Below are 15,730 nucleotides of genomic sequence, written 5' to 3' on the forward strand. Positions count from 1 at the left end.
GTTACTCACATCGGTCACCACATTCGCAGGTTTGACGCCACTATTAAGTGAAACGTCTCTGCAGGCTCAATTCCTGATCCCAGCAGCGGCGGCACTAGGATATGGCATTTTGTTTGCGACGTTTATTACATTGATTCTGACGCCTGCATTGTTAATGATTCAGTGTGAGATTAAGTCTCTGATCCTTAAAGTCACAAATCGAGTAAAAGGCGTTGAACAAACGGCTTAACAATGGCTAAGCTGATGATGATATCTAGGCTGATGAATGCCGAGATATCATCAGCTGCATCGGTCTAGGTTCATTACAGTCAAAGCTCCATAGCTAAGGCGTTATTACAAGCCACAATATAACTAAAATAGAGGTCGTCACGATGGCAGAATCCGTCACTAATAAACTCACAGATAAGCTTCAATTGCTTTTGGTTGAAGACGACCTCGACTTGGCCACTGCTGTTATTGATTACCTCGATTTAGAAGATATCCAGTGCGATCATGCAGCGAATGGTTTAGCTGGACTCAATCTAATTGAAACTAATCGCTATGACGCAGTCATTCTCGATCTCAACTTGCCTAAAATGAACGGCTTGCAGGTGTGTGAGAATCTCAGAGTACAGGGTATTGATACCCCCGTTTTGATGCTGACCGCACGTGATACGCTTGATGATAAGTTGACTGGCTTTTCAAAAGGGGCTGATGACTACTTGATCAAACCATTTGCGATGGAAGAGTTGATTGTTCGAGCTCAAGTATTGGCAAAGCGGCGCAGTGGTCAGGTTAGCCGCTTATCGGTGAGCGATCTCGAGATCGACCTTAAACAACATCAAGCTTATCGTGCGAACTCACCTCTCAAGCTTTCCCCAACTGCGCTCAAAATCTTAGAAGTTTTGATGCGATCTAGTCCTAATCCTGTTTCACGAGAGACGATCATGCAGGGCGTGTGGGGCGACGACCAACCAGACAGTAACAGCTTGAAAGTACACATCTTTAATTTGCGTAAACAAGTGGATGCAGAACAAGACAATAAGCTACTGCATACTATTGCGGGCAAAGGTTTTGCGATTAAGGAGTTACGACAAGAATGAAGATCAGACCAAGTTTAAGGATCTACGTCTTATTGGCGATTCTGGTCACTGGTGTGACAACGATTCTGGTTCTTTCTGCATTGAGCGTAAATTACTTTGTGTCTGGGATGGATATCGCTATGCGTGGCTCTATGATTGCCCAAGCGCAACAAGATGCGGTGAAGCCGGGCAAGCCTATGACCAATCAAGAATTTACGGTGGCGACCCAATGGAGCGACTTGCCACAAGGTATTCAGAACAACCTTAACCAGAACGAACTGCAATTCAACCGCATGACCAAAATGATCATTGGCAAATCTATATTCTCACCTCCCGAGAAGGGCTATTTCGCCATGAAGGTAATGAAAGGTGATGAGGTTCGTTATGTTTCTGCGGTGTTTACGCAAAGGCATGATCAATTTATGAAAGATGACGGGCTTCCGCACTTTGTGATGATTTTATTGACCGCATTGGGTGCGATTGTATTGTTTTTCGTTATCTTGGTTTTGGTGTTACGTAAGGTGGCATCGCCTGTTGAGCAGCTAAAGAACTGGGCCAAATCGCTAGATAAAGATAACCTCAATGAACCCACACCAGATTTTCACTTCAGTGAACTGAACACCTTGGCTCACATCATTCGTGATAGTTTGAGTTCAGTTCAAAACAGCTTAGAACGAGAGCAGAAGTTCTTGGGTTATGCGAGCCACGAATTACGTACCCCTATTGCAGTCACAAGAACCAACAGTGAACTGCTAGAGAAGCTGATTCAAAAGGGAAAGAGCCCAGAAAAGCAGCTTGAAGTGATAGACCGAATTAAGCGCGCGGGTTTCACCATGACAGACCTGACAGAAACTTTGTTGTGGCTCACCCGACAACAAGACAAAGACCTGCCTCTGGAAAACGTACATCTTGGCGAACTGTCGCAACAGATTACCCACGATTTAACCTATCTATTGAATGGCAAAGCGGTGGTTGTGAATCTTGAAAACGACGACACACAATGCCAGTTACCAGTTGGACTAACCCGAATCGTGCTGACCAACTTGATTCGCAATGCTTTCCAGCACACAGGAAGCGGTACCGTGGATATCGTTCAAGTGGGTTCAAAAGTCACCATTGTTAACAACAACACTGATGGCACGGTAGAAGACAATCATTTGGGCTTTGGTCTAGGGTTAGAGCTCACCGAAAAGCTGCTTGCGCAATATCAATGGCAATACCATAACCAAGAGCTGGCTGGTGGCCGTGAAGTGTGGGTGGATTTCTCGTAATGCACTGGCTCGATCGTTTTAAGGTGTATTGGTATCACCGAAAACAGGCTAACCGCTCGAATGGCGACAAGGCCAAAGCTCTCGGTTGGACTAGTGAAGAGAGTCAATTGTGTCGCTTTGAAGTGATCGCTCGTTCGGCTGATTTCGAAAAGAAGCGTGTTTTAGATTTGGGTTGTGGCTATGGCGAGTTGTTTGAACTGCTCGACAGCATCTATCGTATTCAATCTTACACCGGTGTTGACCAACACGCAGGCTTTCTAAAAAAGGCTAGGCAGAACTACACAGAAGATCGTTGTCAGTTTTTGTCGGGTGACATGAGCAAAATGAAACTTGAGGTGCATGATATTGTTATCGCTAGTGGTTCACTGAACTACATCTCTCGTGATCCTGACTATCTGACAAACATGATTACTCGTATGTTTGAGTTGGCGAATCAGACGGTGATTTTTAATCTTCTCAACTCAAGCCAATATCCTTCACGTAATACCTTGATGAGTTATCACCCTCAAGGTGTCTATCGTTTCTGTAAAACCCTCTGTGATGACGTCTCTTTAATAGAGGGCTACGCAGAAGGGGATTTCACGATAGTGATGAACAAGGTCTGCTCCTAAACCTAAACCTGAGCCAGAGCGAAGTGATGGTGTGGAAAGAATTAAAAAAGCCGCAGGCCTTGAAAGGTATGCGGCTTTTTGGGTTCTATGACCAACCTAAGTATCTAAGACCAGCCTAGGTATGCTGCTAGTTCTTCGGTGGTTGGTTTTTAATGAGTCCGTAAGGGAGTTTATTAAACACCTTAGGGTTGCCTTCATAGGTCGGCGCTTCATTCACTTGCTGCCAATCGAGTAGCATGATTGCTAGCACGTTGCGGTGTTCACCATACTCAAGATCAAAATCACCAGTGATAGAAGGGATCATGCCTTGTTTCTCATCGATAGAAGCTTGAATCGCGAGCCGAGTTTTCTCGACAACTGGGTCATCCTCTAAACCTGCCAGTAAGAAGGTTAATCCAACCTCAGCTATCACATCCTCTTTCGCACGCAGCAGAATCGTATCGATGTTTTCTCTGAAGTAATCGTAGATCCATTGATGATCTTGCTCGCTCACTTGATGCTGATAGTACTCGGAATCGCCAAAGATGACGTGTGTCATGCCATAGAGTTTGTTGCCAAATTGCTGACTTGAAAGCTTCTTATCTTCATCGTCTGGATACGCTTTCTTGAAGGTGTCGACGAACTCATCAACGACATCTTGTTCACCCAGTTGGCGTAACCAGTAAACCTGATTCGCTAATTGAGCCGCCCACGCTTTCACCATGTCTTCGTTGGTCACGTATCGTGAGAAGTCATAGCGACGAATGATTTCGCGCAGCTTAGCATCGTTCTTGTGCTCTAAACCGTATTCATTAGCACGAGCCATTGAGCCAAGAAGATCAACACCAAGGTAGAGATATTCCGGCATGTGCTTGGTGATGTTGTAACGTCGAACACTGCGCTCATCGTTATCGCCAACATAAGAAGCAACGCGCTTCTCTGAGTAGAGTACGATTTGTTCCATGGTATGAACGTCATTCGACAGGGTGCTGAGCTTACTTGCCACTCGTGCCATGTCACTCCATACCGCAGCAGAATACTTATCGTCTAATGTTTGGCGATACATGCGCAGCCCGTAATGACCTTCTTTGAATGCAGGCAGAGTGTAAAGCTGGCTTTCGTAGGTCGTACGAATGAGGTCTGCAGATTGTTTGAAAGATTGTTCATGAGAGTTGAGAGAATCTGCTTGGGTTTGAATACTCGGTACATTTGTCGCCAGAGCGTTCTCTTGTGCGTGAACAGCGACCGTAACTGAGGCCGATAGTAATGTGCACAGTGTAATCGTTTTTAGCTTCATGTCGTGAGGTACCAAGCTGATTAATAGTCTATGTAAAATAACATCGATGAATCCTTTAATGTAAGGTTTGAGTCAATACAATGTAAGCTTTATAAGGTTCACTAACCCTTTTTGATTAATCAATTAGTATAACCAACAGGCCTGAAGTGATGAATGGCACAATATTTGATAGATAGTAGACGTTAGTATAGATTTTTAGTGACTTAGCGGCATACTGGAGCAATAAGCCAGAAATGAGCCGTTATAAGGCAGTATATAGAACAAAAGTGTTAGAGGTTCGTAAATGCCAAGTGGTTCTAGCAAGCAGTGGTCTGCTAAGGTTGTATCTTTTCTTTTTTTCCTTGCGATAGTGAGCGCGATTGAGTTCTTTCACGCTAAGCAATTAACTTTTCTTAAAAATGAATCGTATTCTGAGGGAAAAAAACAATTATCCATTATTCGTTCTCGGATCGAAGCCGCGATCGTGTCAGATATGTATATCCTCAACAATTTCTCGACCTTAGTGACCATCAACCCTGATGGTGAGGTGAAGAATTGGGACAAGATTGCTGAGAATATCATTCAAGATGGCTTCCATATTCGACTTATTGGGCTCGCCAAAGACGACATTCTAAACTTTGTTTACCCTATGGAAGGCAATGAGCAGATTCTTGGTATTAATTATCGCGATTATCCCAACCAATGGGAGTCTGTTGAGATAGCCCGTAATCTCGGTAACACTTTTATTGCTGGGCCTTTTGAATTGTTTCAAGGTGGTCAAGCCCTCATTACGCGAACTCCGATCTTTCGAGACCCACCTTTTAATCAAGACTATTGGGGAGTATCCAGTGCTGTTATTGGCTTAGATGAGCTGTTTGAAGATGTCGGAATTGGGAAAATCGAGAACAAGTACGAACTCGCAATTCGCGGTGCCAACAGTTCGGGTAAAGATGGCCCTGTTTTTTATGGCACCCAGGATGTGTTCGATAATGCGTTTGCCACCGAGCAGGTGAGCTTTCCTTACGGTGGTTGGTACCTTGCTCTCTCCGGTAGTGAGCATGTATTGATGGACGTGCCTTGGTATCGAGTTCAAGCGGTAAGGCTGGTGGGTTACTCCATAATGTTAGTGCTAGCGATTGCCTTTATTACTATTTATCGCCTGTATCTAATTGCTGATAGCCGTTCTATGCATGATGAGCTCACGATGTTACCGAATCGTCGATACTTCATGTACAGCCTCAAGCAGGCATTTAAAACCACTCAAAAGCAGAGAGCGAGAACCTTTGCGGTTGTTAATATCGATCTGGATGGGTTTAAAGCGATCAACGACACGTTTGGTCATGCGGCCGGCGATCAGGTGTTAGTTGAATGTGCCAAGCGTATAAAGAGTGAGTTGCGCGGTTCAGACATCGTGGCAAGGATAGGAGGCGATGAGTTCTTAGTTTTATTGCCACGCATCATCGATGATCAACATGTATCGTCGATTGTGGCTAAACTTCGTAAGGTGATATGTACGACACCAGTGGTCTACGAGACTCACTCAATTTATCTTCGAATCAGTGTTGGTTGGGTTATTCATAACAATAACTACGATGATGTCGATGCACTCTTGAAAGCGGCTGATGAAAAAATGTACGAACAGAAGCGACAAGTTATGTAGGTTGAATTGGAGCCGTGATTAGAATTTAGTTGCTGAATGTGGGGAAAAGCCTCAGAATACCGCGCTTTGCTCCTTATCAATCCAATTGATGAGCGAAAGCTGTAGCAACGACTTCTTTCTGCGCGTTGCTCATACTAAATGTTATTCAACTGAGAAAATAATCTATGAGTTTTACCTCCCTGGGCCTTTCTGAACCGATCCTTAAAGCTATTGAAGCACAAGGTTACGATAAGCCATCACCAATACAAGAGAAAGCCGTACCTGCTGTCCTAACGGGCAAAGATGTTATGGCCGCTGCTCAAACAGGTACAGGTAAAACTGCAGGCTTCACGCTACCTATTCTTGAAATGTTGTCAAAAGGCCCTCGCGTACGTCAAAACCAAGTACGTGCGCTAGTGCTAACACCAACCCGTGAGCTTGCTGCGCAAGTAAATGGCAGCGTAGTGAAGTACGGTATTAACTTACCTCTTACTTCTACGGTGGTGTTTGGTGGTGTGAAAATTAACCCTCAGATGCAAAAACTGCGTAAAGGTAGTGATGTACTGGTAGCAACACCGGGTCGTCTACTTGACCTATACAACCAAAATGCTGTGCGTTTTGATCAACTAGAAATTCTAGTGCTAGATGAAGCTGACCGCATGCTAGACATGGGCTTCATTCGCGATATCCGTAAGATCTTGGCTTTTCTACCTAAGAAGCGCCAAAACCTACTGTTCTCAGCGACGTTCTCTGATGATATTCGTGGCTTGGCGAAAGGCTTAGTCAACAACCCAGTTGAAATCTCGGTAAGCCCTGCAAACTCAACGGCACCAACTGTTGAGCAAAGCATCTACCCAGTAGATAAAAAGAAAAAAAGCGCAATGCTAGCGAAGCTCATCAAAGATAATGATTGGCGACAAGTGCTTGTGTTTAGCAAAACGAAACATGGCGCAAACAAGCTTTCACACTTCCTTGACGAGCAAGGCATCTCAGCGGCTCCTATTCATGGTAACAAGAGCCAAGGCGCGCGTACTAAAGCCCTAGAGAACTTCAAAACGGGTAAGGTACGAGTATTGGTGGCGACTGATATCGCAGCGCGTGGTATCGATATTCCGCAACTGCCTCAAGTAGTGAATTTCGACCTTCCAAACGTATCAGAAGATTACGTTCACCGTATTGGTCGTACTGGCCGTGCTGGTGAAGTGGGTAAGGCAATTTCATTGGTTTGTGCTGATGAAGTAGGTGAACTGTTTGGTATCGAGCGCCTTATTCAGCAAGTGCTTGAGCGCCGTGAACTTGAAGGTTTTGCACCTGTAAACAAGTTGCCAGAATCTCGTTTGGATTCGCGTCCGATTAAGCCTAAGAAGCCGAAAAAGACGCGTGAACACTCTGATGGTCAACGTTCTGGTGAGAATGCTCGCGGGCACAAACCAGCAGGTAAGAACAAGCGTCATGTTTCTGGTTCAGGTTCTGCTCCTAAGCGTAAGCCTAATGCGAACAAGCCGAACTCAGGCAACAAAGCTTCTGACAGCAACTCAACAGTTGCGGGTGATGACAAATCTTTAAGAAATAATGGCAGTAACTATAAGCGTGGTAATGCGGCAAACAAGCCTTCTACGAATAGTTCTGGTAAGCCTGCTGGTGCAGGTAAACCTAAGAAGTCTGGTTTCGGTGGCGGTAATGGCTCGAGCAAACCGTCGAACAAATCAGTAGGTAATAAGCCTACAGGTAACAAGCCTTCACCATCTAGAAGCCGTTCTAAGCCTGCACCTCAGAAATAGTAGCTCTTTGGTAGACCAAAAGGTTGATAAGGTAGCTTTGTAGGGGTTCAGCAACGAGAATTACTTTTTAAGAAGGTTCTCGTTTATTAGCGAATTTCTGCAATTTAACTCGAATAAGCGCGAATATTGAATTTCAATGTTCGCGTTTTTTTTTGGGTATTATTTGGGGAATTAGAAGTGATTTCTTGGCCGTAAAAACGACTGAATCAAGAAGAAATACGCTATTGAGAGGAAAGGTAATGATTCGTTAATGATTTATTAATAACAACATAATCACTAGCGTTTTTGTGGATCTTTGCAATTTGCAATTCCAGTTTGCAAAACAAGCAGGGATTTACGGCCAATACGTGTTCAGATGCTTAGTAAATACGTGTTTTAAAAGTTGGCACGTATGCTGCATTAGTAATGGTGACCCTTCTTAAGCCGAGGGTCACCTAGCCAACTGACGTTGTTAGTGAACCCATATTGTTCACACAAAATATATGACCAATCACCTTTATTGTGGTTGGTTTTTTTTTGCCTGAATTTTGAGTTCTACTTGTTGGTTTTACTTTTTTACTCACCACACTTCGAGTAACAGCTTGGTTGGCGAGGGCACTCTCCACCTCTGGAGCAGATAAGCCTAGCCTCTGTCTCAATCCCACGTTCAATCCAATTTATATTTAGAATCTTGGCTATTGTCGTGAGATCTTTCTTGATGTTACGTGGGATTACCACAGAGCCACCATTGTTGACGCATGACGCCTTAAGCTGCTCTGCAATATCTCTTGAATTACCGCCTTGAGCATCAATCGCTGGGTTTAAGTCTATACCAGCACACAACACACGATTATTACCCGCAGGATCCGTCATATTGATGGATTCACAGCAATAGATTCTTGGCTCATCTCCTACATTTAAAATGGAGATCTGAGCTGAGCTACCCGCCCGAGGTTCTGATAATCGACGGAACACTGCCCAATGTTGACATGGGTCGGCGACCGTTCTCATATTCCCCCAAGGCAGTGGAATCCCGTTCCCGCGGTATACCGCCTTGAGTTTCCCCGGCCCATAAGCATCAAAGTAGTGCCAGTGAGGGTAGGGCGATACTACCGTCATTCTACGCATCGCAACAGAGGGGGAAACCCCCGCTCTCTTATGAACGTCTATTTCGTAACCTGTGCGGTCAAGCAGCTGTCTAAACGGGACTTTAGGGCACAGAAGTGCTCCTGCAAAGAAACTGGATTCAAAGTCTCGCCACGCTTGCAGAATGTCTTGAGAGTTCAGCTGTGAAGAGCCTGAAATCTGGTTGTCATCCCATGTGTTGTTGTTACCGACCGACAACACACTCTTTAACCCTTCTTTGCTATGCAGAATGCAATGGCCGATATAAACCGAGAGATCGTATTTCAGACGAGTGGGGTACTCTTTGAGAATTTCGTTTAAAAAGATCGTACCGGGAGGCTCAAAGAATGAAGTAACCAGTTGCTTGGCATTGATTCCTAGCTCATCAACCACGTCCTGCGGCGTGCGCGTAACCCAGCGGATGTTAATACCAAGGGTTCTAGCGATGTCTATAAGGTCTTCTACGCTCAGGTTAAGACGTTTTAGGCCAACCTCTTCTGCGGCGCGCTCAAGGTCAGGGAAGTGGTTCTGGTTGCTTTCTTGGTGTGCCCTAATCAAGAGGTGAGCAAACTGACGGCCAGAGATCCCCGTTTGTGACAGCATTTCAGGAATCGCAATCTGCAGGATGTCGTTGGAGAAAAGAAAGCTAGGCTCGAGTGCCATGCCACTTATCCCACCACGATTCCCTTTGTCAGGTGCAATGGCTTGTTGTTCTGATTCGTCGTCGAGGAACCACGTTGGGGTCTTCTGAAAAACCTGCGCAATCACTTCCAGCATGTCGATGCTTGGCACACGCTTTCCACGTTCAATCATTGAAAGGTAAGAAACGGAAGGTGCGTATTCTGGGTTGATTCGAATACAACGCGCAGACAGATCTTCCATCGTTAAATGGTTACGTTTTCTTAGGTTACGTATTTTCGTACCTAGGAAATGAGACTGACGAACTAAACTTTTTGACAAGGCCATATTTGTAAAATTCACATTGTAAAATTTTTGTTGTGAAATTGTATGTAAAAAAGCGCTAATCTACAAACTAAGCAATTCACAAAATGACAAATAAGTTAAACGTTAGTTTGGAATAATTGCTCTAGGACACATTTTTGCTGTAGAAATCGGTGGTTATCACCGGGCTAGTCAAGAGGGAAAGACTATGAATATGCTTACATTCGATAAAACAGAAATCCAAAAACAATCAAAACCATTTATCGCTGAAGCTGTCTTTGCCGTGGAGACAATCAGTGCCAACCAGCAAACAGAGAAGCAAGTGAAAGCAAAACAGCTGCTTGATCGACTGTTCCCACTAGAGAATGGTTCACATCAAGACGTAACCAGCTACGTAGTTGATTACCGCCATATCATGGCTTACTTTAAAGATGGTCAGCACAGCGGCCTAAAGCACCCTAAACAGTTTGTAGCGTACATGGGTGAGAAGAATGACCCAGACTCTATCTTGTTCCGAGATGGCAGTGGCAGTCACTTAGAAGTGATGTTTGGATGTCATAAAGGGACGGGGTGTATTGAATTGGTAGAGATCGATGATATTCAGTTAGAATCATGCACTACGTTCGGTCAATCGCCAGTGGAATCAACGACCACAATGCGCGAAGAGACCATTGCAGCAATGCGCCACTGGATCAGTTTGATTCAAGGTGATGCAAAGGGCAAACCAAAGGCATGCAGCGAAGATAAAGAGTTCAGAGCGAAGAGTGGTGAAGATTACTGCCTGAATTACTGCTACCAACTTTAGTCGTATGAAACAAGGTTTGGAAGGCTGAAGGGTTTGAACCCAGTAAGTACTAAGCCGATACATATAGCCAACGAAAAAGCCGCAAAGATTAACGTACTAGTTAGTCTTTGGGGGTTTTTGTTGTTTTTTAAATGTATATCAATTCGCGTTCACGGGTTCTCATTGAGCAGGACCAGCGGTGAAACCTTAAAGAGGCATGACTCGGTTTCGGCCAAGTGATTTCGCTTCGTAAAGTAGTTTATCAGCTCGTTCGATCAGTGATTGCGCCGACTCACCGGGCTCAAGTTCAGCAACACCAAACGATGCGGTGATACTGCCGACTTGTTGACCACTACGACGATCTTTAATAGACAGCTTTTCTAGAGAACGTCGATTAGTATCAGCGAGCTGACGAACAATACGCAAAGACTTGTTTGGCACGATGAGTGCGAACTCTTCACCACCAAATCGATACGCAGAAATACCCTCACGGCAACTTAACTTCAGCTTGCGAGCTATCCCTTTAAGAACCATATCGCCAAACAAGTGGCCATAGGTGTCATTGAAATTTTTAAAATGATCGATGTCGAGAAGAATCAAACACAAAGATTCTTTCGCTTCACACAAGGTTTCTATATCACGATCGAAAGAGCGACGGTTATAGAGTGTCGTTGTACTGTCAAAGAGCGCATCTTTCTGCACTTCTACCAATTGGGTTTTAAGCTTGGAAATTTCTGATGTAGCAGAGTGCAGCTGAGAATTCAGAAACTGAGTAGAATGACGAATATGACGAGACTCAGAAACCAACTGACGAACCAACGACATGACTTCGTCGATCGATAAACTTTCATTATCAACACGAGCCAAATCCTCGAAGCTTTGATCGATCATGTCGGAGAAAGCTGAGGTATCGGTGAGAGTATCATTCATTGAATTCGAAACTTCTGAAACTAACAGTTCTAGGTTAGCGCGAAGATCGTTGATATTGGTTTCAGATTTGCTTGCAACGTAATTGTTGTAAAGTTGCTCACCAACGGCTGGAGGACAAATGCCGTAGTGTTCTAAAACACCATCCATGTCTTTAGTTAGCTGCGGGATAGCATTATCGACATAGGTGTACCAAAGTGCGTAATTTGCAGGTGTGGTAGACACTCTGTTCTTCATCATAAGAGGTACCGCTTTTTTTAGATTAGCGGTGGATTTCTGGAATTCGTCTTTTTTCATTATTTTTACTGCAGATACCAAACTAACTCAAGCCACTTGTGGACAAGGTTAGCGGATTTCGGAGGTCTTTGCTTTAAAAATTATATGATTAATAGATGAGGATTGGATAAATAACTCATTTTTATTATGAATATCGATTGCGTATTCATAAATGGTGTCTAATGGATTGTTCTTTAACCATATTTTTGGTTATTCACTATGGAACATAAGTTGAGTTTTGTATTAAAACCTTAGTTCGGGAGAGCACTGTGATCTCAGAATCGATTGGAGAAGTAACTCGATTGAAGAAGTAACCCAGAAATTTGAATCGAGAGAGGGAAAGGATGAAAATATTTATGAGCAGATACAAAAAAGCGCCGATAAAAATCAGCGCTTTAAAATTCTTTTTAGCTAAAAGCTAATTATTGAGCAACAACGTTTGCTGCTTGTAGGCCTTTTTGACCGTTTTCAACTTCGAAAGAAACCTTTTGGCCTTCTTTCAGAGTTTTGAAACCTTCTGAAGCGATTGCACGGAAGTGTACGAATACGTCAGCACCGCCGTTGTCTTGAGAAATGAAACCGAAACCTTTCTCTTCGTTAAACCATTTTACAGTGCCAGTATTTGTGTTAGACATAATTTGTCCCTTATTCATAAATTTTCTAAATTGTTGATTGCATTACTGCAATGCGCTGATAATTGAATTATTTAATGTTGCTAAGAAATAAGGAAAAACTACTTACAAAAACGGGTAACGATTTTACATGTCATTTTTTACTATTCATCTAACTTAAATAACTCCGGCTAACAGAGCGAGTGCATGTTAACACAGTCTTTCCGGTTGTACACTCATTGATTGAGAAATCAGCGAGTTTTTTTGTCATGTTGTGCTCGTTAACAAAACCACCTGAAATAGCTGATAGTTTTATAAAATCACACGCCATGACAAAGTAAAAAGGAAGCCTAAGCCTCCTTTTCATCATTAGTATAGACGATATTATCGTTTGAAGTTGATATCTTCAGTTTTATCTAAATTAATTTTTGTTTTCGCTGGTTGAGTCTCTGCGATTACCTTGCCGTGGCGGATAGAGTACTGCACTGGTACTTGGCGGCGCACGGCATCAAAGCCATCGTCAGCAGGAAGAATTAGCAGGCTTCCTGGCTTACCTTCCTCAATACCGTAGTTGTCTTGGATGTTCAATGTACGAGCTGAGTTCTTGCTGATTAAATCAAGAGAGGTGTTGATTTGGTCGTAGCCCATAACTTGTGTTACGTGCAGTCCCATGTGCAGAACTTGAAGCATATTCGCTGTACCCAGCGGGTACCATGGGTCAAACACATCATCATGGCCGAAACACACATTGATATTAGCCGCTAGCATCTCTTTAACACGAGTCACACCACGACGTTTCGGGTAGTCGTCGAAACGGCCTTGTAAGTGGATGTTCACTAACGGGTTTGCCACGAAGTTAATGCCAGACATCTTTAATAGACGGAATAGGCGAGATGCGTAAGCACCATTGTAAGAACCCATTGCTGTAGTATGGCTTGCCGTTACCTTATCACCCATGTCGAATTTATGAGCAAGGGCTGCCAGTGTTTCAACGAAGCGAGATTGCTCGTCATCGATTTCATCACAGTGAACGTCGATCAAGCAGTCGTACTTGCGTGCAAGCTCGAACGCATAGTGCAGAGATTCAATACCGTACTCACGAGTGAATTCGAAGTGAGGGATAGCACCAATAACGTCAGCACCGATCTTCACAGCTTCTTCAAGCAATTCTTTGCCGTTAGGGTATGAAAGAATGCCTTCCTGAGGGAATGCAACGATCTGGATGTCGACCCACTCTTTCATCTCTTCACGAACTTCAACCATCGCTCGTAACGCAACTAACGTCGGATCCGATACATCAACGTGGGTACGTACGTGTTGAACACCGTTAGCAATCTGCCATTTCAGTGTTTGCTTCGCACGAGACTTTACGTCTTCGATTGATAACAATTCTTTACGCTCAGCCCAACGCTCAATACCTTCAAACAAAGTACCAGAGATGTTCCAGTTAGGTTCGCCAGCCGTTTGCGTAGTATCTAGGTGAATATGCGGTTCACAGAAAGGAGAAACTGCAATGCCACCTTCAGCATCAAGGATGTCACCTTGATGATTGATTGGCGCGTCATTATCGAGAATGCGAGAAAATTGACCATTTTCAATCAGGATTTGTTTCAAGCCGTCTTGGTCTTGAAGCTTCGCGTTCTTGATTAATAAGGTTGTCATAGTGTGTCCTTAAGCGGCCTGAGATTTCAGAGCGTTTTTATTCAATAGAGGGTTAAGCACGAGGTAACTGATTGCACCACCAAACACGGCATTTAAAGGAACGATGCCAGGAAGGAAGTGACCGGCGGCTACGCCTGTTGCTACCGCGATAATGCCAGCCCAGTTAACAGTTTGGAACTCTGCTTTTGCAAAATCTTTGTAACGTTTACGGTTCGCAAAGAAGTCGGCGATGATTACGCCACCAATGGGTGGAATTGCTAGCGAAAGGAAGGTTAACCAGCCGACGAAGTTGTTGTACAACCAAAGCGCGAAAATCGTACCTACGATACCGTTAATGATAGACATTGTAGTACTTGAGCGACCTGTGATGTTAGATAAACCAAGACCTGACGCATAAAGTGCGTTTTCATTGGTTGTCCAGATGTTCAAGCCTAGAACGATGATGGCTGGAAGAAGCAGTCCTTGCGCAATCATCACATCTGAAATGTCAGAGAGACCTGTCGCTGCTGCACCTGCCGCGCCAAAGATAAACATCAGTGAGTTACCGATGAAGAATGCGACCATGGTAATTAATACTGCGCTCGCTGGCTTTTTACCAAAGCGAACGAAATCGGCAGTTAAAGTACCTGCACTCACGAATGAACCGACAACCATTGCTAACGCCATTGAGAAGTCCATTGGTGTCTCCGGCTCAATCAGTTGTAGCTGTTCTAGCCCGCCAACACTGTCTACCGCAGTCAGTACTGAGTAACCACCCAAAATTGCAATTGCAGGAACCGCAATCGCTGAAAGCACCATGAGTGCTTTAATACCGAAGTACACCGTACCCGTCATCAACAAGCCTGATACAACAATCAAGGTGTTGGTATCAATGCCCGTGGCTTTCTGCACCGGAATGGCAAACATTGCCACGCCCACACCAAACCAACCGACTTGTGTACCACCAAGTAAAGCAGAAGGAAGCCATGAGCCTTTAGTACCGAAAGAGAAACGAGCAAGGAGGTGAGTAGAGAGGCCAGTAGATGAGCCGATGTAGCCAAGAAAAGAAGTGTAAATACCGAGAATTAGGTTGCCGATGAGTACGGCGAGGAAGAAATCGTTGAATGAAAGGCCTGTCCCGAGTGAACCACCTGTCCACATACTTGCAGAGAAGAAAGTGAGTCCAAGCATTACCATGGTGAGTGAAGCAACTCCTTTCCTAGCCGATGTAGGAACCGGCCCAAGACTGTAGTTATTATCAGCAGCCATTTTTTACCTCCGCAAATGATCAAAATTAAATTTAACGGTCGCCGTATTGCAGGCAAACGTGCGCATTATGGTGATATAAATCACGTAGTCAATGCTAGTTTTGTCAATAAAAGCGGTATGGAATCAGTTATTGAACTAAAAACAATATAAAACATAAGGTTATGTTTTGTATTTTTTTAATTAAAATAAATAGAAAACGTTTTCTATAACGCATCAGGTATCTGTTGATCATAGTTGGCTATGAATGTTGATTATTATGTTTATGAATGGGTGTCTGTATATTGGGCGGGCGATATTTCTTAAATGACAGGCAAAAAAATGGCCAATCGCAATATTCGCAATTGGCCTATATATATCGTGAACAACAAAGGTTCACTAACAACGTCAGTTGGCTAGGTGACCCTCGGCTTAAGAAGGGTCAATGTATACATTGCAGTAAGTGTGCCAACTTTTAAAACGACGTAAAACGGGTGTTTTATAGCAATTTGGTGCGCATTTAAGCTAAGTTTTCGCGTTTTAAAATTATAAATTCGCAAAACAAAAATGCATTATGCAAAT

The 15,730-nt window shown here is 43.8% G+C and carries 13 protein-coding genes; 7 read left to right on the top strand and 6 right to left on the bottom strand.

Annotation, left to right across the window (positions count from 1 at the left end; genetic code table 11):
• The 4 genes from AACR09_RS08225 to AACR09_RS08240 all read left to right on the top strand — a co-directional run.
• A partial coding sequence (locus AACR09_RS08225; RefSeq protein ID WP_228010475.1) for a hypothetical protein occupies positions 1-229 on the top strand: 229 nt, incomplete at its 5' end.
• Between the two features lie 142 nt (positions 230-371).
• On the top strand, positions 372-1,082 hold the full coding sequence (locus AACR09_RS08230; protein WP_102452822.1) for a response regulator transcription factor: 711 nt from the start codon (positions 372-374) through the stop codon (positions 1,080-1,082).
• Complete coding sequence (locus AACR09_RS08235; RefSeq protein ID WP_102452821.1) at positions 1,079-2,332, top strand: sensor histidine kinase; 1,254 nt, start codon at positions 1,079-1,081, stop codon at positions 2,330-2,332. The genes AACR09_RS08230 and AACR09_RS08235 overlap by 4 nt, the downstream gene beginning before the upstream one ends.
• Positions 2,332-2,943, top strand: coding sequence for a class I SAM-dependent methyltransferase (locus tag AACR09_RS08240; protein ID WP_017079612.1), 612 nt, complete (start codon positions 2,332-2,334; stop codon positions 2,941-2,943). The genes AACR09_RS08235 and AACR09_RS08240 overlap by 1 nt, the downstream gene beginning before the upstream one ends.
• 127 nt (positions 2,944-3,070) lie before the next feature.
• Here AACR09_RS08240 and AACR09_RS08245 read toward each other — a convergent pair whose 3' ends face one another.
• On the bottom strand, positions 3,071-4,219 hold the full coding sequence (locus AACR09_RS08245; RefSeq protein ID WP_193834715.1) for a DUF3541 domain-containing protein: 1,149 nt from the start codon (positions 4,217-4,219) through the stop codon (positions 3,071-3,073).
• Positions 4,220-4,502: 283 nt separating this feature from the next.
• On the opposite strand from AACR09_RS08245, the gene AACR09_RS08250 reads away from it, so the two are divergent.
• On the top strand, positions 4,503-5,858 hold the full coding sequence (locus tag AACR09_RS08250; RefSeq protein WP_054543021.1) for a diguanylate cyclase: 1,356 nt from the start codon (positions 4,503-4,505) through the stop codon (positions 5,856-5,858).
• 164 nt (positions 5,859-6,022) lie between these two features.
• Positions 6,023-7,618: a DEAD/DEAH box helicase gene (locus AACR09_RS08255; RefSeq protein ID WP_193834717.1), complete on the top strand. Its 1,596-nt coding sequence runs from the start codon at positions 6,023-6,025 to the stop codon at positions 7,616-7,618.
• A gap of 555 nt (positions 7,619-8,173) precedes the next feature.
• On the opposite strand, the gene AACR09_RS08260 is transcribed toward AACR09_RS08255, so the two are convergent.
• Positions 8,174-9,703 carry a DUF3612 domain-containing protein gene (locus tag AACR09_RS08260; RefSeq protein ID WP_017079615.1) on the bottom strand — a complete coding sequence of 510 codons (1,530 nt, stop codon included), beginning with the start codon at positions 9,701-9,703 and terminating at the stop codon, positions 8,174-8,176.
• Positions 9,704-9,872: 169 nt separating this feature from the next.
• On the opposite strand from AACR09_RS08260, the gene AACR09_RS08265 reads away from it, so the two are divergent.
• Positions 9,873-10,469, top strand: a complete 597-nt coding sequence (locus AACR09_RS08265) for a malate synthase (RefSeq protein WP_017079616.1) — start codon at positions 9,873-9,875, stop codon at positions 10,467-10,469.
• A gap of 186 nt (positions 10,470-10,655) precedes the next feature.
• Here AACR09_RS08265 and AACR09_RS08270 read toward each other — a convergent pair whose 3' ends face one another.
• From AACR09_RS08270 to codB, 4 genes are all read right to left on the bottom strand, one after another.
• Positions 10,656-11,672 carry a GGDEF domain-containing protein gene (locus AACR09_RS08270; protein ID WP_193834719.1) on the bottom strand — a complete coding sequence of 339 codons (1,017 nt, stop codon included), beginning with the start codon at positions 11,670-11,672 and terminating at the stop codon, positions 10,656-10,658.
• 401 nt (positions 11,673-12,073) lie between these two features.
• Complete coding sequence (cspE, locus tag AACR09_RS08275; RefSeq protein ID WP_004730009.1) at positions 12,074-12,286, bottom strand: transcription antiterminator/RNA stability regulator CspE; 213 nt, start codon at positions 12,284-12,286, stop codon at positions 12,074-12,076.
• Between the two features lie 360 nt (positions 12,287-12,646).
• Positions 12,647-13,924 carry a cytosine deaminase gene (locus tag AACR09_RS08280; RefSeq protein WP_017079618.1) on the bottom strand — a complete coding sequence of 426 codons (1,278 nt, stop codon included), beginning with the start codon at positions 13,922-13,924 and terminating at the stop codon, positions 12,647-12,649.
• Positions 13,925-13,933: 9 nt separating this feature from the next.
• Positions 13,934-15,172, bottom strand: a complete 1,239-nt coding sequence (gene codB, locus AACR09_RS08285; protein WP_032545837.1) for a cytosine permease — start codon at positions 15,170-15,172, stop codon at positions 13,934-13,936.
• Positions 15,173-15,730: the final 558 nt, after the last annotated feature.

This window comes from Vibrio sp. OPT20, assembly GCF_963889365.1.
Lineage (GTDB): Bacteria > Pseudomonadota > Gammaproteobacteria > Enterobacterales > Vibrionaceae > Vibrio > Vibrio splendidus.

Excerpts from the sequence above, each read along its gene's own strand:
- AACR09_RS08230 (WP_102452822.1), top strand. The coding sequence starts at position 372 with ATGGCAGAATCCGTCACTAATAAACTCACAGATAAGCTTCAATTGCTT.
- AACR09_RS08235 (WP_102452821.1), top strand. The coding sequence starts at position 1,079 with ATGAAGATCAGACCAAGTTTAAGGATCTACGTCTTATTGGCGATTCTG.
- AACR09_RS08240 (WP_017079612.1), top strand. The coding sequence starts at position 2,332 with ATGCACTGGCTCGATCGTTTTAAGGTGTATTGGTATCACCGAAAACAG.
- AACR09_RS08245 (WP_193834715.1), bottom strand. The coding sequence starts at position 4,219 with ATGAAGCTAAAAACGATTACACTGTGCACATTACTATCGGCCTCAGTT.
- AACR09_RS08250 (WP_054543021.1), top strand. The coding sequence starts at position 4,503 with ATGCCAAGTGGTTCTAGCAAGCAGTGGTCTGCTAAGGTTGTATCTTTT.
- AACR09_RS08255 (WP_193834717.1), top strand. The coding sequence starts at position 6,023 with ATGAGTTTTACCTCCCTGGGCCTTTCTGAACCGATCCTTAAAGCTATT.
- AACR09_RS08265 (WP_017079616.1), top strand. The coding sequence starts at position 9,873 with ATGAATATGCTTACATTCGATAAAACAGAAATCCAAAAACAATCAAAA.
- AACR09_RS08270 (WP_193834719.1), bottom strand. The coding sequence starts at position 11,672 with ATGAAAAAAGACGAATTCCAGAAATCCACCGCTAATCTAAAAAAAGCG.
- cspE (WP_004730009.1), bottom strand. The coding sequence starts at position 12,286 with ATGTCTAACACAAATACTGGCACTGTAAAATGGTTTAACGAAGAGAAA.
- AACR09_RS08280 (WP_017079618.1), bottom strand. The coding sequence starts at position 13,924 with ATGACAACCTTATTAATCAAGAACGCGAAGCTTCAAGACCAAGACGGC.
- codB (WP_032545837.1), bottom strand. The coding sequence starts at position 15,172 with ATGGCTGCTGATAATAACTACAGTCTTGGGCCGGTTCCTACATCGGCT.